The organism is Acinetobacter variabilis, assembly GCF_000369625.1.
Lineage (GTDB): Bacteria > Pseudomonadota > Gammaproteobacteria > Pseudomonadales > Moraxellaceae > Acinetobacter > Acinetobacter variabilis.
The window spans coordinates 583,050-606,241 of record NZ_KB850113.1 but is presented as its reverse complement, the minus strand read 5'-3'; the positions used below and the strand labels follow the sequence as shown (position 1 = coordinate 606,241).

Annotated in this window: 17 protein-coding genes; 9 read left to right on the top strand and 8 right to left on the bottom strand. The window is 44.5% G+C overall.

All coding sequences use genetic code 11. The annotated features are described in order from the left end of the window. Positions 1-45: 45 nt before the first annotated feature. From F897_RS08510 to F897_RS08500, 3 genes are all read right to left on the bottom strand, one after another. Positions 46-717: a class I SAM-dependent methyltransferase gene (locus tag F897_RS08510; protein ID WP_005235056.1), complete on the bottom strand. Its 672-nt coding sequence runs from the start codon at positions 715-717 to the stop codon at positions 46-48. 242 nt (positions 718-959) lie between these two features. Then, positions 960-2,648, bottom strand: coding sequence for an AMP-binding protein (locus tag F897_RS08505; RefSeq protein ID WP_005235055.1), 1,689 nt, complete (start codon positions 2,646-2,648; stop codon positions 960-962). 97 nt (positions 2,649-2,745) lie between these two features. Next, complete coding sequence (locus F897_RS08500) at positions 2,746-3,381, bottom strand: TetR/AcrR family transcriptional regulator (RefSeq protein WP_004782481.1); 636 nt, start codon at positions 3,379-3,381, stop codon at positions 2,746-2,748. Positions 3,382-3,527: 146 nt separating this feature from the next. Between F897_RS08500 and F897_RS08495 the strand changes: the two genes are divergently transcribed. The 8 genes from F897_RS08495 to F897_RS08460 all read left to right on the top strand — a co-directional run bounded on the left by F897_RS08495 (position 3,528) and on the right by F897_RS08460 (position 13,013). Then, the gene (locus tag F897_RS08495; RefSeq protein ID WP_005235053.1) at positions 3,528-4,700 is read left to right on the top strand and encodes an isovaleryl-CoA dehydrogenase; all 1,173 of its coding nucleotides are present in this window, start codon (positions 3,528-3,530) and stop codon (positions 4,698-4,700) included. A gap of 35 nt (positions 4,701-4,735) precedes the next feature. Beyond that, positions 4,736-6,337 (top strand): carboxyl transferase domain-containing protein, encoded by a 1,602-nt coding sequence (locus tag F897_RS08490; RefSeq protein WP_005235052.1) that lies wholly within the window; start codon positions 4,736-4,738, stop codon positions 6,335-6,337. Between the two features lie 12 nt (positions 6,338-6,349). Next, positions 6,350-7,144, top strand: coding sequence for an enoyl-CoA hydratase/isomerase family protein (locus F897_RS08485; protein ID WP_005235051.1), 795 nt, complete (start codon positions 6,350-6,352; stop codon positions 7,142-7,144). Between the two features lie 19 nt (positions 7,145-7,163). After that, the gene (locus tag F897_RS08480) at positions 7,164-9,158 is read left to right on the top strand and encodes an acetyl/propionyl/methylcrotonyl-CoA carboxylase subunit alpha (protein WP_005235050.1); all 1,995 of its coding nucleotides are present in this window, start codon (positions 7,164-7,166) and stop codon (positions 9,156-9,158) included. Then, a complete protein-coding gene (locus tag F897_RS08475; RefSeq protein WP_005235049.1) occupies positions 9,155-10,057 on the top strand; it encodes a hydroxymethylglutaryl-CoA lyase in 903 nt (300 codons plus the stop codon). Before F897_RS08480 ends, F897_RS08475 begins: the two co-directional genes overlap by 4 nt. 100 nt (positions 10,058-10,157) lie before the next feature. Beyond that, complete coding sequence (locus tag F897_RS08470) at positions 10,158-10,862, top strand: CoA transferase subunit A (protein ID WP_005235048.1); 705 nt, start codon at positions 10,158-10,160, stop codon at positions 10,860-10,862. 2 nt (positions 10,863-10,864) lie between these two features. Then, the gene (locus F897_RS08465) at positions 10,865-11,503 is read left to right on the top strand and encodes a CoA transferase subunit B (protein ID WP_004782495.1); all 639 of its coding nucleotides are present in this window, start codon (positions 10,865-10,867) and stop codon (positions 11,501-11,503) included. Between the two features lie 97 nt (positions 11,504-11,600). Further along, entirely contained in the window at positions 11,601-13,013 is a 1,413-nt protein-coding gene (locus F897_RS08460; protein WP_005235047.1) for a short-chain fatty acid transporter, read from the top strand. A gap of 57 nt (positions 13,014-13,070) precedes the next feature. Here the strand turns inward: F897_RS08460 and F897_RS08455 are convergent, their stop codons facing one another. The 4 genes from F897_RS08455 to F897_RS08440 all read right to left on the bottom strand — a co-directional run bounded on the left by F897_RS08455 (position 13,071) and on the right by F897_RS08440 (position 17,580). Then, on the bottom strand, positions 13,071-14,564 hold the full coding sequence (locus tag F897_RS08455) for an OmpA family protein (RefSeq protein ID WP_005235046.1): 1,494 nt from the start codon (positions 14,562-14,564) through the stop codon (positions 13,071-13,073). A gap of 193 nt (positions 14,565-14,757) precedes the next feature. After that, positions 14,758-15,996: a dihydroorotase gene (locus F897_RS08450; RefSeq protein WP_005235045.1), complete on the bottom strand. Its 1,239-nt coding sequence runs from the start codon at positions 15,994-15,996 to the stop codon at positions 14,758-14,760. A gap of 10 nt (positions 15,997-16,006) precedes the next feature. Continuing rightward, positions 16,007-17,023, bottom strand: a complete 1,017-nt coding sequence (locus tag F897_RS08445; protein ID WP_005235044.1) for an aspartate carbamoyltransferase catalytic subunit — start codon at positions 17,021-17,023, stop codon at positions 16,007-16,009. Between the two features lie 224 nt (positions 17,024-17,247). Then, the gene (locus F897_RS08440) at positions 17,248-17,580 is read right to left on the bottom strand and encodes a hypothetical protein (protein WP_005235043.1); all 333 of its coding nucleotides are present in this window, start codon (positions 17,578-17,580) and stop codon (positions 17,248-17,250) included. A 655-nt stretch (positions 17,581-18,235) separates the two neighbouring features. Between F897_RS08440 and rlmKL the strand changes: the two genes are divergently transcribed. Further along, complete coding sequence (rlmKL, locus tag F897_RS08435; protein WP_005235042.1) at positions 18,236-20,440, top strand: bifunctional 23S rRNA (guanine(2069)-N(7))-methyltransferase RlmK/23S rRNA (guanine(2445)-N(2))-methyltransferase RlmL; 2,205 nt, start codon at positions 18,236-18,238, stop codon at positions 20,438-20,440. Positions 20,441-20,506: 66 nt separating this feature from the next. On the opposite strand, the gene clpB is transcribed toward rlmKL, so the two are convergent. After that, complete coding sequence (gene clpB, locus F897_RS08430; RefSeq protein ID WP_005235032.1) at positions 20,507-23,086, bottom strand: ATP-dependent chaperone ClpB; 2,580 nt, start codon at positions 23,084-23,086, stop codon at positions 20,507-20,509. Positions 23,087-23,192 lie beyond the last annotated feature (106 nt).

The window sequence follows — 23,192 nt, the reverse complement described above, 5'->3', positions numbered from 1 at the left end:
GATTATTCTCTTAAACTTTAAAATTCATATAAGGTTTCATGATCTTTATTTTCTGAGTAAAAAACCACAATAATTCATAATTTGACTATAAATTTTGTGTTGTTTAAATCCGACTTTTGTTAAAAGTTCATTTAAATTTTCTACTGAAATCAGGAAAAAGTCCTGCTGCAATCTGGCCATCATATTTTCGCTTTGCTGCACACTAAGTCCGGTTTGTTGTGCCATTTTTTGCATTACCTTTAATTCATTCTCACCTTCAGGCTGCATCAGATCATAGGTCAATACGATCCCGCCAGTTTTAAGGCTGTGATAGATATCCTGAAAAAAATCAGATTTCTGAGGTTCAGGAATAAAATGGGCGACTAAAATAGCGAGTGCAGCATCGTAAGTATTTTGCTGATCCAGTTCTTGAGTGGTGCACTGTATAAACTGAACTCGTTGTTCAACTCCAATAGAAGCCAGATGCTTCCTTGCCTGCCCAAGCATCGCAGCGGAAGGATCAATCGCAGTAAATGTCCAGTTTGGATGCTGCTGCAATAAATAAGATAGCTCATAACCCGTCCCGCAGCCCACTACCAAAATATGAGCGGTTTCCGGGAGTTCAGTGCTGAGAATTGCTTCAATCTGCTGATGCACCAGTTCATATCCGGGAATCAGTTTGCGGATATGATCGTCATAGCTGGCGACCACGACTTCACTGTGAAAGTTTTTTGCCATCTGTTTACTCTGATTTATATAGAAATAAATTTTTATCTATTTAAAGAAATTGCTAAATACATGACCTCAATTTGCAAGATGGATTCTTCTTCCATTGTGCAGGTGCTTCGTTACTTTGACTGGGCAAAGTAACCAAACCCTTCTGTTTCATTGATATGGCATCCTTGCCATACAATGAAACGGCGGCATCCATGCCGCCAGGTCATCTGATCAAATACTATTTAAACTTAGCTTTAATTAATTTAAGCAATCTCTTTTAAATTTAATTCTTCACGCATAAATTCACGCAACTTGAACTTCTGTGCCTTACCTGAAGCTGTCATCGGGAATTCATGGAAGAAACGCACATAACGCGGCACTTTATTGTGAGAAATATGCTCAGCACAATATTGGCGGATGGCCTCTTCGGTACATGGGTCATTTTCATGCAGGATAATGCAAGCACAAAGCTGTTCACCATATTTATGGTCTGGCACGCCAATCACCTGTACATCTGAAACCGCTGGATGGGTATAAAGGAAATCTTCAATTTCTTTCGGGAATAGATTTTCACCGCCACGAATGACCACATCCTTGATACGACCCTTGATTTTGACAAAGCCTTCATCATCCATTTCCGCAATATCACCAGTATGCATCCAGCGCGCAGCATCAATGACTTCCTGGGTCTTGTCCTGATCTTCCCAATAACCCAGCATCACGGAATAACCACGCACACACAGTTCACCCAATTGACCGCGCGGCACCACCTTGCCATTTTCATCGACAATTTTAACTTCCAGATGCGGATGGACACGGCCAACTGTACTCACACGACGTTCAACACTGTCTTCTGTTGAACTTTGGGCACTTACCGGTGCTGTTTCAGTCATGCCATAACAGATGGTAATTTCAGACATATGCATTCGCTCTATTACACGCTGCATAATTTCCTGTGGACATGGACTACCCGCCATAATGCCGGTACGCAGGCTAGACAGATCAAAATCGTCAAACTGTTCATGTTCTAGCACAGCAATAAACATGGTCGGTACACCATAAGCTGCCGTACATTTTTCTTGTTGAATGGCTTTTAAGGTTTCCAGCGGATTAAATACGGCAGATGGATAGATCATGGCTGAACCATGGGTAATACAAGCCAGATTACCCATTACCATGCCAAAGCAGTGGAATAATGGAACAGAAATACAGACACGGTCTTCTGGAGTTAAGTGAATCGCTTCACCCACAAAGTAACCATTATTTAAAATATTGTTATGGGTCAGCATCGTACCCTTAGGGTTACCTGTGGTGCCTGACGTAAACTGGATATTAATGGTTTCATCGAACTGCAAATCAGTGGAGATCTGTTGCAGCTGTTCCAGCTCTTGAGCACTTGGTATAGGCATTAAATCCTGAAAACGATGAATACCCGTATGCTGCTGCTCATCAATTTTAATGACATGCTTTAAATGTGGTAGACGCTCTGCATTCAGTAATTTATTTTCAGCCTGTTTTAATTCAGGCGCAATTTTGGTCAGAATTTCCTGATAGTCCGTTGTTTTAAACTGCGATGCAATAACCAGTCCCTTACAGGACACTTTATTCAAAACATATTCCAGCTCATTGCTTTTATAGGCTGGATTCAGGTTAACCAGAATAATGCCTGCCTTGAAAGCTGCGAATTGGGTAATAGTCCATTCCACACAGTTCGGCGACCAGATCGCTAGACGGTCACCTTTTTGCATACCCAATTTCAGCAGCTGACAGGCAAAGGCATTGACCTGATCCTGTAGCTGCCGATAACTCAGGCGTATGTTCTGATGCATGCTGACGACTGCATCGCGATCTGCATATTGCTCGCAAGCCTGATCAAATTTTTCACCAATCGTCATGCCCAATAAAGGCTGGCTGCTGGTTCCATAGGCATAGCTTAACCGTACTTGTGTCATTGAATCGATCTCCTTGATTCTTTGTAATTCTGATTTTCAACTTTACTAATTGTTTTATGACCACGACGACCTTGTCTATGTGCCTGTTTTTGTGTGTTTATGCTGCTGAATTCCCCTCCTGTCGATGTACTGCGTTAACACAAAAATCGGCAATCTGTTTGACAAAGTGATCCTTGTAGTTCTGATCAAACATCACATTACGGGACGGATTCAAAGGTTCAATCACGACAAAGGTCATGGCACCGACCACACCCAAAGCTGCCGTATTTAAATCTTCAAACTCGAACTCTCCATTCACCTTTCCTTCGGCCAGGATTTCCTTAATGCTTTGTTTAAGCAGCTGTTTACTGCGAAAACGCTCATGTTCCATTTCCGGATCAACCGGTTCAAACATAAGTGAATACGCCAACTGGGGGCTATTCATGGCACGTTTCACAAAAGTTGTAACAGATTTTTGCAATTTCAGTTTTGGCGACAAATCCGACCCAGCAATGGAAACAAGAATTCCCACTTCGTGCTGAATCGCTGCCGACAAAACCTCAATCAAAATCTGGCTTTTGTTTTCAAAATATCGATATACCAGCCCTGTAGAAACGCCTGCGCGTTCTGCAATCGCCTGAATCGACGCCTCTTTAAAGCCCCCTTGAGTAATCAGTTCACGAGCAGACTGTAAAATCGACAAACGATTTTGTTCCATTCGTTCCTGCATCAGTGATGATCTTTTATAACTCATAATCTTATTCTCAACCAGATAAAATGAATTGTAAATCATTTTGTGAATATAGGTTCACTTTTTTAATTTTTCGTTGTATGTTAAAAAAACAAGCACAACAAAAATGCTTTTGGACACAACAAATATAATCTCAGGATGGATGAAGAATGAATTTACAAAGCTTAGATTTCGGTTTGGATGAAACTCTTATTGCGCTTCGTGATTCAGTGGCCGCTTTTTGCGCCAAGGAAATTGCCCCAATTGCCCAGCAAGTTGACCGTGACAATGAATTCCCGGCTCACCTCTGGAAAAAATTTGGTGATATGGGCCTACTTGGTTTAACGGTCAGTGAGGAATATGGCGGTACCAATCTAGGGTATCTGGCCCATATTATTGCCATGCAAGAAATTTCCCGTGCTTCAGCATCCATTGGTTTGTCCTATGGCGCCCATTCTAACCTATGTGTAAACCAAATTAAGCGAAATGGTAATGAAGAACAAAAACAGCGTTACCTGCCAAAACTGATTTCTGGCGAATATGTCGGTGCATTAGCAATGTCTGAGCCAAATGCCGGATCAGATGTGGTCAGTATGAAACTGAAAGCCGAAGATAAAGGCGATCATTATCTACTCAACGGTTCCAAGATGTGGATCACTAACGGTGGTGATGCCGATGTACTCGTTGTCTATGCCAAAACCGATTTACAAGCTGGCGCCAAAGGCATGACTGCTTTTCTGGTTGAGAAAAATATGCCAGGTTTTAGTCACGGCACTCATTTAGATAAACTGGGTATGCGCGGTTCCAATACCTATCCACTGTTTTTTGACAATGTCGAAGTTCCGAAAGAAAACGTGCTTGGCGGTGTCGGCAATGGGACTAAAGTGCTGATGAGCGGACTGGATTATGAACGTGCGGTTCTCAGTGCTGGTCCATTGGGTATTATGGATGCCTGCATGGATACAGTGATTCCTTATATTCATGACCGTAAACAGTTTGGTCAGGCACTCGGTGAATTCCAGTTGATGCAAGGCAAAATTGCTGACATGTACTCTACCTGGCTGGCATGTAAGGCACTGGTGTATGCCGTTGGTGCTGAATGTGACAAAGCCGAACATAGCCGTAGCCTGCGTAAAGACGCTGCCAGTGCCATTTTATATGCCGCTGAAAAAGCCACCTGGATGGCAGGCGAAACTATTCAGACCCTAGGTGGTAACGGTTATATCAATGAATTTGCTGCAGGCCGTTTATGGCGCGATGCCAAACTCTATGAAATTGGTGCCGGAACTTCCGAAATCCGCCGCATGCTCATTGGCCGTGAGCTCTTCAACGAAACAGCCTAAACCTGAACACTTAGAATAAAACAAGGATGTTCGTCATGAATCAGTTACAGAGCAAAATCAATATACGTAGTGAAGAGTTTAAGACCAACCAGGCTGCCATGCTGCAACTGGTCGATGACCTGAAACAGAAAGTAGAAAAAATTGCCTTGGGTGGTGGAGAAAATGCCCGCCAGAAACATCTGGATCGCGGCAAATTACTGCCGCGTGAACGGATTAATCATTTAATTGATCCAGGCACAGCTTTTCTGGAAATTGGTCAACTGGCTGCCTATCAGGTTTATCAGGATGATGTTCCTGCAGCAGGTGTAGTCGCGGGTGTGGGTCAGGTCAATGGTGTGACCTGCATGATCGTGGCCAATGATGCCACAGTCAAAGGCGGTACTTATTATCCCCTTACGGTGAAAAAGCATTTACGTGCCCAAGAAATTGCCGAACAGAATCATTTGCCATGTATTTATCTGGTCGATTCTGGCGGTGCTTATCTGCCTTTACAGGATGAAGTATTCCCGGATCGTGATCACTTTGGCCGTATTTTTTACAATCAGGCACGTATGTCGAGTCTAGGTATTGCCCAGATTGCTGTAGTGATGGGTAGCTGTACAGCCGGTGGTGCTTATGTGCCAGCGATGTCAGATGAAACCATTATTGTGCGCAATCAGGGTACGATTTTCTTGGGTGGCCCTCCTCTGGTAAAAGCAGCTACCGGTGAAGTGGTTTCTAGTGAGGATCTCGGTGGCGGTGATGTACATACCCGTTTATCCGGAGTTGCCGATCATCTGGCAGAAAATGATGAACACGCAATTGCCATTGCCCGCAACATTGTGGCGAACCTGAACAAAAAGCCAAATAAAACTGCAGATGAAATCGAAGCACCGCGTTTTGATAGTTCAGAGCTGTATGGCATTGTGCCAAGCGATGCCCGTAAACCATTTGATATCCGTGAAGTGATTGCGCGTATTGTCGATGGCTCACGTTTTGACGAATTTAAGGCACGTTTCGGGACTACCCTAGTGACTGGCTTTGCCAAGCTCTATGGAATGCCAGTTGGAATTATTGCCAACAATGGGATTTTATTCTCTGAGTCTGCGCAAAAAGGCGCACATTTTATTGAACTCTGTACCCAGCGCAATATTCCGCTGATCTTCCTGCAAAACATCACCGGCTTTATGGTGGGTCGTCAGTATGAGAATGAAGGTATTGCCAAAAATGGTGCCAAGCTGGTGATGGCCGTCGCGACAGCCAATGTGCCTAAACTGACTTTAGTGATTGGCGGCTCTTTTGGCGCCGGTAACTATGGCATGTGTGGTCGTGCTTACTCGCCACGCTTTATGTGGACCTGGCCAAACTCGCGTATTTCGGTGATGGGCGGTGAACAGGCTTCTAGCGTATTGTCAACTTTGAAACGCGATCAGATTGAGCAAAAAGGTGGAACCTGGTCAGCTGAAGAAGAAGACCAGTTTAAACAGCCAATTCGTGACCAATATGAACGCCAAGGCCATCCTTATTATGCTTCTGCGCGTTTATGGGATGACGGTGTCATTGATCCAGCGCAATCGCGCGAAGTCCTGGCCCTAAGTCTGGCTGCAGCGATGAATGCACCAATCCAGCCAACCAAATTCGGCGTGTTCCGCATGTAAGAGGTGACAAAAATGGACTATCAATTTTTACAGCTCGAGCAGCAGAATCAGGTAGCAACAGTCTGGATTAATCGTGCTGAATTGCACAATGCGTTTAACACCCAAGTCATTGAAGAGCTACATGCTTGCTTCCAGTCTTTAAATCAGCGTGATGATATACGCGTGGTGATTCTGGCAGGCCGAGGCAAAAGCTTCTCTGCGGGTGCAGACTTGAACTGGATGAAACAGGCCAGTCAGGCCTCACAGGCAGATAATGAAGCCGATGCTTTAAAACTAGCAAAAATGTTGCAAAGTCTGGCGACATTAAAACAACCCACCATTGCCCGTGTCCATGGTATTGCTTTTGGCGGCGGTATGGGTCTGGCATCCGCTTGTGATATCTGTATTGCCAGCACCGAAGCCAAGTTTGCAACTTCCGAAGTCCGTTTAGGTCTAGCACCTTCAACGATTAGCCCTTATGTGATTCGCGCGATTGGCGCCCGTCAGGCGTCACGTTATTTCCTGACTGCTGAGCGAATTTCAGCTGAACAGGCGAAAACCATTGGTCTGGCACATGAAGTGACTGCACCAGAACAGCTCGACAGCAAAATTGATGAGATTGTGGAAGCGCTCTTACTCGGTGGACCAGCAGCGCAAAACGCTTCAAAACAGCTGATTCAACTGGTTGATCAGCAAGTTCTGACTGAAGATCTGCTGCTTAAAACCGCACAGCATATTGCCCATGTTCGCCAGGGAGATGAGGCGAAAAATGGACTGAATGCATTTTTAAACAAACAAAGCCCGGCCTGGATCAAGACCACGGCATAACAACAAGAAGGATCGTAGGATGTTTGAAAAGATTTTAATTGCCAACCGTGGTGAAATTGCCTGTCGTGTAATTCGTACAGCGAAAAAGTTAGGCATCGCTACTGTTGCCGTATATTCCGATGCCGATGCACAGGCACAGCATGTCAAACTGGCAGATGAAGCCATCCATATTGGTGAATCGCCTGCTGCACAAAGTTATTTACAGATTGAACGTATTATTCAGGCAGCTAAAACTACCGGTGCTCAGGCCATTCATCCAGGTTATGGTTTCCTGTCTGAAAATGACCAGTTTGCCCTGGCCTGTCAGGACAATAATATTGTCTTTATTGGTCCGCCAGTGGATGCAATCTTAGCAATGGGTCTGAAAGCGACCTCTAAAGCACTGATGGAAAAAGCTGGTGTACCGTTAACCCCAGGCTATCATGGTACCAATCAGGATGCGGATTTCCTGAAACAGCAGGCAGACAGTATTGGCTATCCGGTACTGATCAAGGCTAGTGCTGGTGGTGGCGGTAAAGGCATGCGTCTGGTCGAGCGTAGTGAAGATTTCCTCAGTTCACTCGCTTCATGTAAAAGCGAAGCACGCTCCAGTTTCGGCAATGAAGATGTGCTGATTGAACGCTATGTCGTGCAGCCACGTCATATTGAAGTTCAGGTCTTTGGTGACACACATGGCAATTATGTGCATCTGTTTGAACGTGATTGCTCCGTGCAGCGTCGTCACCAGAAAGTTCTGGAAGAAGCACCAGCACCTAAAATGCCAGAAGACAAACTTGAAGCGATGCGCCAAGCCGCGATTGATGCTGCACGTGCCGTGAATTATGTTGGTGCGGGTACAGTCGAGTTCATCGTTGAACAAGATGGTACTGCCTACTTCATGGAAATGAATACCCGTCTACAGGTTGAGCATCCGGTCACTGAAATGATTACCGGTCAGGATCTGGTGGAATGGCAACTGCGCGTAGCTTTTGGTGAGCCTTTACCAAAACAGCAGCATGAATTGCAGATTAACGGTCATGCACTCGAAGCCCGGGTCTATGCCGAAGAGCCGGAAAAAGGCTTTATCCCGGCGATTGGTCAGATTAGCTATCTGCATTATCCAGAGCAAAATGACTATGTCCGTGTGGATAGCGGTATTGTCGAAGGCGACGAGATCAGCACCTATTATGATCCGATGATTGCCAAACTGATTGTCTGGGGCAAAAACCGTGAAGCGGCTTTAACCCAGATGCATCACGCCTTGGGTCAGTTCCATGTCGATGGACTCGGGAATAACATCGCTTTTCTTGATCGCTTAGTATTATGTGACTCATTTAAAAATGCCCATCTCGATACTGGCCTGATTCAACGCGAAGAAGAGTTCCTACTCAAACCATCTGCTGATATCAGCGCAGAATTAGTGGTCAGTGCCGCCTTGGTTGAACTGTTATCTCGTCTGGCTCAAAACCCGACGAGCAATAATCCTGTCTGGCAGCAAAAAGCATTTTGGCGTCTGAATCAGCAAAATAGCTACACAATCAAATTACAATGTAATGACGTTTTACGTGTGGTGAGCTTTAAAGCGCTAGAAAATAGCTTCCTGGCAAACCATGAAGGCCAGACACTCAATATCCAAGGTGAACTGCTCGATCAACACCTACTCCAGTTAAATCTTGCAGGTCAACAGCAGAAACTGGCATTTAGTCAGACTGAACATGGCATTACCCTGTTCCAAAATGGGCAAAGTTACAAGTTTACTTATCTGAAGTCTGATTTTAATGGCCAGGATGAACAAGGCACTGAAAACAATCTGACTGCACCAATGCCAGGTGTGATTACTCAGGTTCTGGTTGCGGCAAATGACAAAGTGAAAAAAGACGATGTACTGCTGACTTTGGAAGCAATGAAGATCGAATATACCATTCGCGCTCCGCATGATGGCATTATCGCAAACTCATACTTTCAAAAAGGTGACCAGGTTAAAGCTGGCGATGAACTGGTAGAGTTCCAGCCTCTAGCGGAGGAAGTTGCATGACAGATTTCGTTAAAATCGTAGAAGTCGGGCCACGCGATGGTCTGCAAAACGAAAAAACACCTTTAACACTAGATGACCGCAAAAACCTGATTCTGGATTTGATGAAAACAGGTTTACAGGCAATTGAAGTCGGTTCCTGTGTTTCAGCCAAATGGGTCCCACAGATGGCAGATAGCGATGTGCTATTTGCCAGCTTGCCTAAAGATCCGAATATCCAGTTCAGTTTACTGACGCCAAATATGAAAGGTTTTGAATCAGCGCTGGCTGTGGGTTGTAAAGAAGTTGCGGTATTTACCGCAGCTTCTGAAAGCTTTACTCGTAAGAACATCAACTGCTCTATTGATGAAAGCTTTAAAAAGTTTGCAGATGTGATGGCAGCTGCCAAAGCTAATGATGTCAAGGTTCGTGGCTATGTCTCTTGTATGGTGGACTGCCCTTATGAAGGTGCAATTGATCCGAAGCAGGTCGTAAAAGTTACGCAGCGCTTACTAGATATGGGCTGCTATGAAGTATCACTGGGTGAAACCATTGGTACGGCAACTCCAGATCGCGTGAAGAACGTCTGGGATGCCTGTCTTTCAGAAATTGATAGTAAAGTGCTGGCTGGCCATTTTCATAATACCTATGGCATGGCCATCGCTAATATTTACCAGTCACTATTACGAGGTATTCGGGTATTTGACTCCTCTATTGCCGGCCTCGGTGGCTGTCCTTATGCCAAAGGTGCTTCCGGCAATGTTTCAACTGAAGACCTGTATTACCTGCTCTCTAAGATGGGCTTTGAAACCGGTATTCAACTGGATACTCTGATGCAGACCAGCCGTAATATCAGTGAGGTTCTACAACGCAATAATCCCTCCAATTATGCCAATGCCTATTGGCAAAAAGCCTGTGCTTAAAAACTTGAAATAGCCGGACACTCTATAAGTCCTCATGGATAGAAATCAGCAGATCTTTAGATAAAAGAGATCTGCAAGAGAAGAATAAATCGAGGTAAAAATGTCAAATAAAGTGTATAACAGTGCAAAAGCCGCTTTAGACGGCGTGGTCCAGGATGGACATACTCTTGCAGTTGGCGGTTTTGGACTCTGTGGTATTCCAGAAGCCCTCATTGCAGCTTTAAAAGAAACCGGTGCCAAAAATCTGACCTGTATTTCCAATAATGCCGGTGTCGATGGCTTTGGCTTGGGACTATTGCTGGAAACCAAACAGATTAAAAAAATGATCTCTTCCTATGTGGGCGAGAACAAGGAATTTGAACGCCAATACTTAAGCGGGGAGCTCGAAGTTGAACTGACCCCTCAAGGAACTTTAGCTGAAAAATTACGTGCCGGTGGTGCAGGTATTCCCGCTTTTTATACCGCGACCGGTGTTGGAACCGTTATTGCTGAAGGTAAAGATGTCCGTGAGTTTAATGGCAAGTCTTATATTCTGGAAGAATCCTTAACTGCTGATGTAGCTTTGGTTAAAGCTTATAAGGCCGATAAAGCCGGCAACCTGATTTTCCGTAAAACTGCCCAGAACTTCAATCCGGTCTGTGCCATGGCTGGTAAAGTGACCATTGCTGAAGTCGAAGAAATTGTCGAGATCGGTGCCCTTGATCCAGATGAAATTCATCTTCCAGGCATTTATGTGAACCGGATTGTACTCAATACCCAACCAGAAAAACGGATTGAACAGATGACTTTAAAGGCGGAGGCTTGATCATGGCTTGGACACGTAATGAAATGGCGCAGCGCGCCGCACAGGAACTTGAAGACGGTTTCTATGTGAATCTGGGTATTGGTCTGCCAACCTTAGTCGCGAATTATATTCCAGAGAATATTAATGTCTGGTTACAGTCTGAGAATGGCCTATTGGGTATTGGAGAATTTCCAACGGCAGATACTGTAGATGCCGACCTGATCAATGCTGGCAAACAGACGGTAACTGCCCGCAAAGGTGCTTCTTTCTTTTCCAGTGCCGACTCCTTTGCCATGATTCGTGGTGGTCATGTCAATATCGCCATTCTGGGTGCTATGGAAGTCTCAGAAAATGGTGATCTGGCCAACTGGATGATTCCGGGCAAGAAGGTCAAAGGCATGGGTGGTGCCATGGATCTGGTTGCAGGCGTACAGAAAGTTGTGGTGCTGATGGAACACTGCGCCAAAGATGGTACGCCTAAAATTGTCTCACAATGTAGTCTTCCGCTTACTGGCCAGGCTGTAGTGAACCGGATTATTACTGACTTAGGTGTATTGGATGTCACACCTGAAGGTATTCAACTTGTAGAACTGGCACCCGATGTCAGTTTTGATGAAATTCAGAAAGTCACCGGTGTGCCTTTACTCCGTAAAGCAGCTTGATTGTTCCCAACCCTTAAAATGAAAATTTTTAAGGGTTTCTTTTTGGCTGAAGAAAGCCACTTCTTAATAACAAATGCAGAATAAATGGATTTTAATCATGCAAACTCAACAAAATATCTTGCAGCGCTTTGCCATGCGCGTCAGCGACTGGTCTGAAAAATGGTTTCCGGACTCTTATATCTTTGCCCTACTCGGTGTCATCATCGTTGCGATTGCCGCGATTGGCATTGGTGCACCGGCACAAGACGTCGCGATTTCATTTGGTGACGGATTCTGGAGTCTGATTCCCTTTACCTTACAGATGTGTATGCTGATCGTGGTCGGTTATGTAGTTTCGGTTTCCAAACCGATGCAATTATTGATTCAGAAAATGGCGCGCATTCCTCATTCTGGACGTGGAGCCATCGTTCTCGTCGCCACAGTTAGCCTACTGATTTCCCTGATTAACTGGGCGATGAGTACAGTGCTAACTGCACTTTTGGTGATTGCCTTGGCACAGCGTAAAGAGCTAAATATGGATTACCGTGCAGCTGCCGCAGCAGCGATTATTGGGATGGGTGCAACCTGGGCGCTCGGTATCAGCTCATCTGCCGCACAATTACAGGCCAACAAATCCAGCCTGCCAGAACCTCTGTATAATCTGACTGGTGTGATTCCATTTACTGAAACGATTTTCCTGCCGCAATCCATGATTATGACAGCAGTCTTGATCATCGCCTCGATTGCCATTGCCTACTGGTCTGCGCCCAAAGGCAATCATATTAAAACCATTGATCACTTCCGGATCCAGATTGAAGAAGAAAAGACTGAAACCGTGATCCATAAACGGCCAGGTGACTGGCTTGAAAACTCGCCAATCTTAAGTATTCTGATTGTGGTTCTGGGTCTGGTCTGGATGTTTAACGAGTTTTCCAAGAGCAATCCGATTCTGGCAATCTCCAGCTTAAACACTTATAACTTTATCTTTCTGATTTTAGGTGTAGCTTTACATGGTACACCACGTAATTTTCTCAATGCCGTATCCAAAGCTGTGCCGGCCATTTCAGGGGTGCTGATCCAGTTTCCGCTTTATGGCAGTATTGCCTTTATGATGACCAATGCCCTGAATTCTGCTGATCTTTCCCTGTCACATTATATCGCCGAATTCTTCGTGTCGATTGCGTCGCAGGAAACCTTTGCCATCGTTATGGGAATTTATTCTGCGATTCTAGGCTTCTTCATTCCTTCTGGTGGAGGAAAATGGATTATTGAAGCGCCTTATGTGATGCAGGCCGCACATGACCTGAAAGTACATCTGGGCTGGTCTGTCCAGATCTATAATGCAGCCGAAGCCTTACCCAATCTGATCAATCCTTTCTTTATGCTCCCCATGCTGGGAATCTTGAAATTAAAGGCTAAAGATGTAATTGGCTTTACAGTGACACAACTGGTCTTTCATCTTCCGTTGGTACTGTTCTTACTCTGGTTCCTGGGAAGAACTTTGACTTATACCCCACCTGTCTTCTCTTAATTCATAATAAATAAAAAAGGACGAATCATTCGTCCTTTTTTATGATGAAAGAATTATTTAGCTGGCTTTCTTTTCAACTACGCCTTCATTATCTACAGTATGGACACGACCATCTTCGGTACTCATAACTTCAAAAGTTACACGACGGTTTTGATACTGACCGTTCGAAGTCGCATTCGATTGAGCAGGCTGATTCGCCGCCATACCTACTGGTTGTAACTGCGCCGGGTTCACCCCTTTCTGCACCAGATAATTCACAATGGCTTGAGCACGTTTTAAAGATAGCTCCTGATTTTGAGTGCTGCTGCCTTCTGTATCAGTATGGCCCATCACGATTAGACGTACATCTTTGGCATATTGTAATAAAGCTGCGGTCTGATCCAGCAAGCTTTTATTCACTTCAGGAATTTCGGTGGAACCTGTCGCGAAATGAATAATTTGCAGGTTTAAGGCAGTTGCAACATCTAACGCCTCAATATTTTCCATCTGAAGTTCGTCTAAAGCTTTTTTAGCCTCGGTATTGGCTGTATTGATCGCCTCATCCATATCAACTGGTTTTTGGGTCACAACTTCTACATTTTTAGCCAGACCACGAATCTGACCCGCCAGACGCTGTGCATCTGCACTGTTCGCTGCCTGTACAGACACCTGATTACCTGCCCAAGTCAAAGTCACATTTGACATGCCTTGCAGTAATTTCAATACGGATGGAATTGTATCCTGATCAATAAATTCTGAGTGGTAATTTTCATTGGCTACTGCGCCACAGCCAATACTGTAATTAAAGATCTGTTTAATTTCATTTTGCAGAATTTGCATATATTTCGGATCATTCATCTGTACCTGACAGTTGACAATTTCACCTTGGCTACCGGTGCTGATTTTTAAAATTGCAGGGTTCGTTGCAGCAGCTTCGCTTACCGCCTGAGCATTTCGTAATTCATCCGGATCATCATCACGCAGGCATCCACGGAAGAAGAATAAGATAATCGCCGCAATAATCACGAGTAAAATAAAAGGCCAGAACACCACTGCCTTTTTCTCTTCAGTCAGTACTGGTTCTGCTTCCGGTTCGGAAGCCAGACCCGGTGCGCGGTTCAGATTTTGTCCCGCCAGCGGAGATACACCTAGAGATGCCAGTATAGGGCCAGCCCAGACTGGTAATGCCCGTTGAATCGAGTCTGCATGGGTATCTAACAAATGGCCTACTGCTTCAGCAGTGGGTGCACCCGCTTCTGCCTGCAAGAAGTTCATGATTGGAACAATTGCCCGGTTCAGGGTCTGTTCAATTTCATCTTGAGGTGCAGTTGAATCTAACTGAGCCAGGAATTGTTGTTTTAGGGTCGGATTATTATTAAATAATTCATCAATCTTGGGATTAAGTTGCTGACCCAGACCTTCAATCCAGGCCGGTCTTGCACGAAGAATACTTAACAATACAGGATAGAATTGGGCTAAGGCCTGATCCTTGGCAAATAGATGTTCTGTTTCACCTTGCAGCACAATGGCGGTCACATCACTCTTTAAACGTTCAATTAAATCTGTATTCATCAAGATCACCATTATTCTAATTTATAATGTTTAATATTTAATCAGTGTAGCGACCCACCCTCTTTGGAATGTTAATAATTGTACTGATATCATAAAGTTTCACTGTTTATGTAGGGCTAACTTTTCTAGTATTTTAATTAAGATATAAAAAAGTCAGCCGAAGCTGACTTTTTGTAAACGCGAAATGTAAGTGTTATGCAGCAATAAAAGTTTGCAGCACTTTACCTTTCACTTTTTGATTGAGCAGTGGTGTATTTTTACCTTGAGAAACGATCGTTTCTTTACTCAGCGTCCACTCCTGTTCTGGATCAACCAGTACCCAACCAGCTTCTGCCTTCCAGCGATTAAACATGTTAGCGACTTTCGCGGGAGCAACTGTGACTTTCTCCACCCATTCTAACGACGTAAAGAAACCTTCATTCACCAGTTGGATACCGAACGGTACGTAGGTATCAAAAGCGGTAAAACCAGGCTGTGTCTCTGCGAACGGTGCCATTTTGGCAGAGCTGCTTAGTGGTTCATGATGGGTACAGATCGCATCAATCACACCAGATTTTACGCCCTGACGCAGTAATTCTTTGTCAGATTCAGAACGTAATGGTGGACGCACGTGTGCAAGAGAGTTAAAGCCATCAATCAGATGGTCAGTCAGATGCAATTGGTGCATTGCGACATCACAAGTTACTGGCAGGCCTTTTTCTTTGGCAATACGGATCAGTTCTACTGATGCACCACAAGATAACAAGCCGAAATGAGCGCGTACTTTAGTTGCTTCAATCATGAGCAGGTATTTGGCAATGGCCACAGTCTCTGCTAATGCCGGAATCATTGGCAAACCTTGGCGTGAAGCAATAAAGCCTTCATGTACACAACCATCTTTGGCGATTTGAGGTTCTTCTGCATAGAACACCACAGTTAGGTCCAATCCCGCTGCATATTCAAGTGTACGCAATACCACATCATCATTGGCAAACGGCGCACTGGCATTAGAAACCGCAGTACATCCGCCCTTTTTCAAACCTGCCATATTGGCCGGTTGCTGACCTTGCAGACCTTGAGTCTGTGCACCGATCACCTGTAAATAAATACCACCATCCAGCATGGCTTTTTCAACCAGACCATGAATCAGTGCACCATTATCCTGTACAATCGGTTTGGAATCTGGCGGGGTAAATACATGCAGGATCCCGTTTTCACGTGCAGCCTTACCTTCAGACTTTAAAGTCCCGTGTTGCTGCTGACCCGGTTCACGTAAACGTGCGCATAGATCCACCATAGTAGGCATCAGCCATTTGCCCTGCCCATCAATGGTTTCAGATACGTTAGCAGTTTCTGCAATACGTTTACCATTTTCCAGATAAACCGTTTCGACTGAATCAGTGTTTTGGATTGGGTCAAGAACACGGACATTTTCAATTTTTACAATAGACATGACTTATTCCTTATACCGCAATCGCTTCAATCAAACCCTGTTCCTGTAACTGACCCTGCATCGCAAGAGCCAGTACCGCCATACGTACTGCAATCCCGTTAGTAACCTGTTTCAGAATCACGGATTGCGGACCGTCTGCAATACTGGAATCAATTTCCACACCACGGTTCATTGGTCCTGGATGCATCACGATACAATCCGGCTTGGCCATGGCGAGACGTTCTTTATTCAGGCCATACATTTTGTAGAATTCAGCCTGAGATGACAGCGCTGGTGAATCAATACGCTCGTTTTGAATACGCAAGGTAATGATCACATCACAGTCTTTGATGCCATCTTCCATTTTATTAAACAGGCGCACATCTTCACTGTAGTCATCAAAACCGTATGGCAACAACGTATTCGGCGCAATCACGCGAATATCTTTACAGCCTAAGGTTTGCAGTGCCGCCACATCTGAACGTGCTACACGCGAATGCTTGATATCGCCAATAATCGCAATCGACATATCTTCGAATTTTTTATTGGTCTCGCGGCGAATGGTCAGCATATCCAGCATCGCTTGAGTTGGATGGGCATGACGGCCATCGCCTGCATTAATAATGGCGACATTTGGACAGACATCTTTGGCAATAAAGTGTGCTGCACCTGAAGATGAATGACGTACCACGAAAATATCTGCCGCCATAGCTTCAAGATTCCACAAGGTATCACGTAAAGTTTCACCTTTAGAGGTACTTGAACGGGCAATATCGATATTCAGCACGTTGGCAGACAGACGTTTGGCCGCTGCCTCAAAAGTAGTACGCGTTCGGGTAGAATTTTCAAAAAATAAGTTCATCACCGTTTTGCCTTCGAGCAAATTATTGGTGATCAGCTGATTTTGGTCATTAAAAAAGGACAACGCAGTGTCCAGTATTTTTGTAAGAGTTTCTTTAGAAAGACCTTCGATGGTCAGGAAATGTTTAAGATTACCTGCTTTGTTGAGTTGAATCTGGCTCGGTGTATGCAATGCCGCCAAGTGCATGAGAGATTCCTTATACGTTAAGTCAACGTATTATACAGAGATTAGCGAATCTTTATAGTTGATAAAGAGCTCAGTTGTACAAAAACCATCTCAGTAATAAGAATGGAAATTTAAATTCCCATGCATTTTTTCAATAAGATAATTTAACCTGTTTATCTATATGCTTGTTTTTTCATTTAAACATGAGTGCTTCAGTCTGGAGCATCCACACCCAATCCCCCCAATTAGCGCAATGCGCCAATATAATGATGTGAAACCTGTGCGCGATAGATATCTTCTTCACTTGGTTCTACAGAAATCAGTTCCTTTTCCGCCTGTTCTTCAGCCTGTAATTCTGCAAATGACGATAAATCCAGAGTGGTTTTTAAGCGGTTGACCAGATGTAAAAGCTCAGGATCTTCAGTCTGCTCTGCCAGCCCAATCACATGCTTTGCATAGTGGATATTTTCTGCAAGATACATGGCATCAATTACTCGTCCAGTTACTCGTCTTAAACGTGCGTAGATCAAGGTAGCGATTGAAAATGCCTCATTCCTGCGTAATTGAAGATCCAACATCTAAGCCCCTCCGAAATAATAATTAAGAATAAAGATGAAGCTGTAATGATTCCCCTCAGCATTACAGCTTCATTGATATTAGATAGAGCAATAAACGTACCAAAATTACTAAATAAGTTATGTAAGTTATAAATTGATATGAATGAAAATTGATCTACCCCGAGCAATAGTAGGTCAGTGTCTTTTTTGTTTTAGATTCACTCCTCGTCTGGCTAGTCAATTCTTAGTCTCGATCACTTGACATGAATGACCAAATTTTAGCTTTTACTTTTAGAGTAATGCTGTTGCCATGAGGTGTATATAAACGACCCTGTATCAGATCCATCACATCATTAATCCGATTATTTATCTTTCTAAATTACACATACAACATGGTCGCAATTGAAGAGCTAGATTGCGAATTAGTTTTAATACCTACTACATATCCCTCTGTAAAATAAAATATTTAATTAAAAATCCACCTTATTGGCATTGTGTAGTCTTACATATCTCGTAAATTTTCAGTTTGCTTTTTAAGTCAACATTTAGCGCTTTTTAGGATGAATAACACTAGGCTGTATATGCTCGATTTTAAAAAATTTCCAAAGCTTTAACAGGCAAAATACGCTAAACTGAGCGCAGTTTTTTATTTATTCTTTTCCGGTCTCTCTATTTTATGAATACCTCTTCACGTTTAAGCAATTATTGGGTCACCTGTGCCGATGGTCTGGAAACCTTATTAGAAGAAGAAATCAAAGGTTTAGGTGTTCAGGATATTGAACGTTTCCCAGGTCGTCTGACCTTCAAAGGCACGCTTGAAAATGCTTACCGCATCTGTATGTGGTCTCGTCTGGCTTCTCGTGTCCTGATGCCAATTCATACGCATGAAATCGAATTCTCCCACGATGCGCGTGATGTTGCAGAAGAGCTTTATGAAGGTGCGATGAGCTTTGACTGGTCACTGATTTTTGCACCACAAAGCACCTTCGCAATTCGTCTGCACGTTGAACGTGATATTAAGGTCAACACCCAGTTTGCAACTCTACGTGCCAAAGATGGCGTCGTCGATTCCTTTATGGAAGCTGTGGGCAAGCGTCCAAGTATTGATACCAAACAGCCAGAAATCACCATGTACATTCTGGCCGGTAAAAAAGAACACACTTATTGTTTAGACTTATCCGGTGATTCCTTGCATAAACGAGGCTATCGCCGCTTTATGACTGAAGCACCAATCAAGGAAAATCTGGCGGCTGCGATCCTGCAAAAAGGCGGCCTGAAAGACATTAACCCGGATATTGTGGTTGATCCAATGTGTGGTTCAGGGACGTTTATCATTGAATCACTGATGATTCTGACTGACCGTGCCCCAGGTCTGGTGCGTCGTTTCGGATTTAATGGCTGGAATGGTCATGATCATGAATTGTGGATGGGTATTAAAGCTGAAGCGGCTGAACGTCATAAAGCTGCGCTAGAAAACCCATTACCAAAATTCTATGCCTTTGATGCCGACTGGGAAGCGGTGAAAGCCACTAAACAGAATATTATTGCGGCAGGTTTTGAATCAGCCCTCGACCAGATCAAGATCGAAGAGCGTACTTTGAATGACTGGCCAGATTTCCAGGCTGAAGGCAAGAAAGTCTTCTTTGTGACGAATCCACCGTACGGTGAGCGTTTAGGTGATAAAGCCTCTAACCGTGCCTTGTATCTGGGTCTGTCTAACCTGCTACAAAAGAATTTCCCGAATCAAAAAGCCGCAGTCATTGCTGCTCAGGTGGAACAGGCCGATGTCTTGGCGTTCAATGATCCACAAATTCTGCGTTTGATGAACGGTAAACTACCAATCTATATCCGTTTCGGTACTGTAAAACCGGCAGCAGTCACACGTCCTTTCCTAGAAAGCTGGCAGCCGCAACAATTCGAGCCGATTGAAGGTGCGATGGAATTTGCTAACCGTCTGACCAAGAATATGCAAACCCTGAAAAAATGGGCAGTAAAAGAAAATATTCACTGCCTGCGTTTGTATGATGCGGACTTGCCGGACTTTAACGTAGCAGTTGATCTATACGGCGAACGTCTGCATGTTCAGGAATATGCACCACCGAAGAAAATTGATCCTGAAAAAGCCAAAAAACGTTTCAATTTGGCTCTGCAGGCGATTCGTGCCGTGACCGGTTTGGGCCGTGATGCGATCTTTATCAAGACCCGTGCCCGTCAGGAAGGTAAAAACCAGTACACCAAACAAAGTACCGCGTCTAAGCGTTTTATCGTACAGGAAGGCCAAGCCAAGATTCTGGTCAACCTGACCGACTATCTGGATACTGGTTTGTTCCTAGATCACCGTCAGATGCGTTTGCGTATTGCCAAGGAAGCCAAAGGCAAACACTTCCTGAATCTGTACAGCTACACCTCTACCGCGAGCTTACATGCAGCTTTAGGTGGTGCAGCGAGTACCACCAGCGTGGATTTGTCTAATACTTATTTGAACTGGTCAAAAGAGAACTTTGTGCTAAATGGCCTGACTGTAGACCATGCCGATCAACAACATCAGTTCTTTGCATCTGACTGTTTTGAATGGCTGAAAGAAGGCCATGAGCAATATGACCTGATTTTTATCGATCCACCAACATTCTCTAACTCGAAAAAATTCTACGGGACTTTCGACGTTCAGCGTGACCATGTCTCTTTATTGAAGCGTGCCATGAACCGTTTAACCACTGACGGTACTTTGTATTTCTCGAATAACTATCGTGGTTTCGAAATGGATGAAATGATTGAAGGTTTGTACGACGTGGAAGAAATCACGCATGAAACCATTGGTCCAGACTTCAAGCGTAATCAAAAAATTCACCGTGCCTGGAAAATCACTCATCCAAAAATGTAAGGTGTGAATATAAGATAGAGAAAAACCCAGCCTAGGCTGGGTTTTTTGTTGCGAGGAAAACTGGTATTAGCTGAGTTTCAATTTTTCAAAGACCAGTTCGCCGCTTTCACCACGAACGACGATAGTATCACCAGGACCAAACTCACCTGCCAGGATGCTTTGTGCCAAGCCATTTTCAATACGTTGCTGGATCGCACGTTTTAATGGACGCGCACCATACAACGGATCGAAACCAGCTTCGATTAACTGATCGAAAGCACTGTCATCCACAGACAGACGCATATCGCGTTCTGCCAGACGTTGACGCAAGCGGTTCAACTGGATATCAGCAATACCACGGATCTGGTCTTTTTCCAGTGCATGGAACACCACTAGCTCATCAATACGGTTGATAAACTCTGGACGGAAATGTTCCGATACCGCATTCATCACCACTGTACGGACTTCTTCACGAGTTGCTTTATCACCCAGCTCACGGACATCTTGTGAACCCAGGTTCGAAGTCATCACAATCACGGTATTTTTAAAATCCACCACACGGCCTTGCGAGTCGGTCAGACGACCATCGTCCAGCACTTGCAGCAGAATGTTGAACACATCCGGATGCGCTTTTTCGACTTCATCGAATAACACCACGCTATATGGTTTACGGCGCACCGCTTCAGTCAGCACACCACCTTCTTCATAACCGACATAGCCCGGAGGTGCACCGACCAAGCGGCTCACCGAATGTTTTTCCATAAATTCGGACATGTCGATTCGGATCATGGCATCGTCACTGTCGAACAGGAAGTTCGCCAAGGCTTTGGTCAATTCTGTTTTACCCACACCTGTTGGGCCTAAGAACAGGAATGAACCACTTGGACGGTTTGGATCTGACAAGCCAGCACGTGAGCGACGTACAGCATTAGATACAGCCACTACGGCTTCTTCCTGACCAACAATACGATTGTGCAGGAAGTCTTCCATATGCAGCAGTTTGTCACGCTCACCTTGCAGCATTTTTGCTACAGGAATACCGGTCGCAGCACTGACTACTTCAGCGATCTCATTGTCAGTGACTTTGTCACGTAGCAGTTTTGGTGCTTCGCTTTCTTCAGCCGCTTCAATACGTTCCAGCTGTTTTTGCAGCTCCGGAATTACACCATACTGATAACGTGCTGCTTCAGCCAGATCACCTTCACGCTGGGCTTTTTCCAGAGCAATGCGAGCCTGATCCAGTTTCACCTGAATGTCTTTGTTGCCTGCTACCAGCGCTTTATCGGCACGCCAGATTTCTTCCAGTTCGCTGTACTCTTTCTCTACAGTGGCAATCTGCTCTTCCAGGTGTTTCACTTCGCCCTGCGCACCAGAATCTGCATCTTTTTTCACCGCTTCAAGCTGCATCTTCAGCTGAATCAGACGGCGTTCGAGTTTATCCAGTGCTTCAGGTTTAGAATCCAGCTCCATTTTGATACGGGATGCTGCTTCATCAATCAGGTCAATGGCTTTATCAGGCAATTGACGGTCAGTGATGTAACGATGTGACATTTTCGCCGCAGCAATAATTGCTGAGTCCAGAATCTGCACACCATGGTGAGTCGCATAACGGTCTTTCAGACCACGCAGGATCGCGATGGTGTCTTCCACGCTTGGTTCATCCACCAGCACTTTCTGGAAACGACGCTCTAAGGCTGCATCTTTTTCAATGTACTGACGGTATTCATCCAGAGTCGTTGCACCGACACAGCGTAATTCACCGCGCGCTAATGCAGGTTTCAGCATGTTACCCGCATCCATAGCACCATCACCTTTACCGGCACCGACCAATGTATGCAGCTCGTCAATGAACAGGATGATTTCGCCTTCATGTTTAGCCAGATCTTTCAGAACAGCTTTTAGACGTTCCTCGAACTCACCACGATATTTGGCACCAGCTAACAATGAACCCAAGTCCAGTGACAGAACGCGTTTGCCTTTCAGGCCTTCTGGAACTTCACCATTGACAATACGTTGTGCCAGACCTTCGACAATCGCAGTTTTACCGACACCTGGCTCACCGATCAGTACCGGGTTGTTTTTGGTACGGCGTGACAGCACCTGAATCGTACGACGGATTTCATCATCACGACCAATCACCGGGTCAAGTTTGCCTGCCATGGCACGTTCAGTTAAATCAATCGTATATTTATTCAGTGAGTCCCGTTGATCTTCATGATTATTGCTCATGACTTTTTCATCGCCTCGAATTTGATTAATAACCTGTCGTAAAGTTTCTGTTTTTACGCCAACACTGTTTAATAAGGTTTTGGTGGCACCCGTTTCTGCAAGTGCCAGTAATACCCAGTCAGTGGACAGGAACTCATCTCCTGCTTTCTGTGCATAACTGTCCGCAAGATGCAGGGCTTTGGCTGCTTCCTGACTGATATTGATATCGGCAGAGGGATTACCGAGCGTAGCTACATTATTTAGCGCAGTTTGTACTTTGCTTTGCAGTTCACGCAGGTTCGCTCCTGCCTGTTGCAGCAAGCTCACATTCGATGCTTCTTCCATCAAGGTGGACAAGATGTGAATCCCTTCAATGGCAGCATGATCCTTGCTCATTGCCAGAGATTGCGCATCGGAAAGGGTTTGCTGTAAGCGATTAGTAAATTTCTCAAAACGCATTCTTGTTATTCCTCACAACAAATTTTCTACTTGATAAATATATGGGTGCTGGAAATAAAATTTCAAATAATTTTTTTATTTATTTTTCAAAAACTTAATTTAATAA

Excerpts from the sequence above, each read along its gene's own strand:
- F897_RS08450 (WP_005235045.1), bottom strand. The coding sequence starts at position 15,996 with ATGTCTATTGTAAAAATTGAAAATGTCCGTGTTCTTGACCCAATCCAA.
- F897_RS08440 (WP_005235043.1), bottom strand. The coding sequence starts at position 17,580 with ATGTTGGATCTTCAATTACGCAGGAATGAGGCATTTTCAATCGCTACC.
- F897_RS08445 (WP_005235044.1), bottom strand. The coding sequence starts at position 17,023 with ATGCACTTGGCGGCATTGCATACACCGAGCCAGATTCAACTCAACAAA.
- F897_RS08490 (WP_005235052.1), top strand. The coding sequence starts at position 4,736 with ATGAATCAGTTACAGAGCAAAATCAATATACGTAGTGAAGAGTTTAAG.
- F897_RS08480 (WP_005235050.1), top strand. The coding sequence starts at position 7,164 with ATGTTTGAAAAGATTTTAATTGCCAACCGTGGTGAAATTGCCTGTCGT.
- F897_RS08505 (WP_005235055.1), bottom strand. The coding sequence starts at position 2,648 with ATGACACAAGTACGGTTAAGCTATGCCTATGGAACCAGCAGCCAGCCT.
- F897_RS08500 (WP_004782481.1), bottom strand. The coding sequence starts at position 3,381 with ATGAGTTATAAAAGATCATCACTGATGCAGGAACGAATGGAACAAAAT.
- F897_RS08510 (WP_005235056.1), bottom strand. The coding sequence starts at position 717 with ATGGCAAAAAACTTTCACAGTGAAGTCGTGGTCGCCAGCTATGACGAT.
- F897_RS08475 (WP_005235049.1), top strand. The coding sequence starts at position 9,155 with ATGACAGATTTCGTTAAAATCGTAGAAGTCGGGCCACGCGATGGTCTG.
- F897_RS08495 (WP_005235053.1), top strand. The coding sequence starts at position 3,528 with ATGAATTTACAAAGCTTAGATTTCGGTTTGGATGAAACTCTTATTGCG.
- F897_RS08470 (WP_005235048.1), top strand. The coding sequence starts at position 10,158 with ATGTCAAATAAAGTGTATAACAGTGCAAAAGCCGCTTTAGACGGCGTG.
- rlmKL (WP_005235042.1), top strand. The coding sequence starts at position 18,236 with ATGAATACCTCTTCACGTTTAAGCAATTATTGGGTCACCTGTGCCGAT.
- F897_RS08485 (WP_005235051.1), top strand. The coding sequence starts at position 6,350 with ATGGACTATCAATTTTTACAGCTCGAGCAGCAGAATCAGGTAGCAACA.
- F897_RS08455 (WP_005235046.1), bottom strand. The coding sequence starts at position 14,564 with ATGAATACAGATTTAATTGAACGTTTAAAGAGTGATGTGACCGCCATT.
- F897_RS08465 (WP_004782495.1), top strand. The coding sequence starts at position 10,865 with ATGGCTTGGACACGTAATGAAATGGCGCAGCGCGCCGCACAGGAACTT.
- F897_RS08460 (WP_005235047.1), top strand. The coding sequence starts at position 11,601 with ATGCAAACTCAACAAAATATCTTGCAGCGCTTTGCCATGCGCGTCAGC.
- clpB (WP_005235032.1), bottom strand. The coding sequence starts at position 23,086 with ATGCGTTTTGAGAAATTTACTAATCGCTTACAGCAAACCCTTTCCGAT.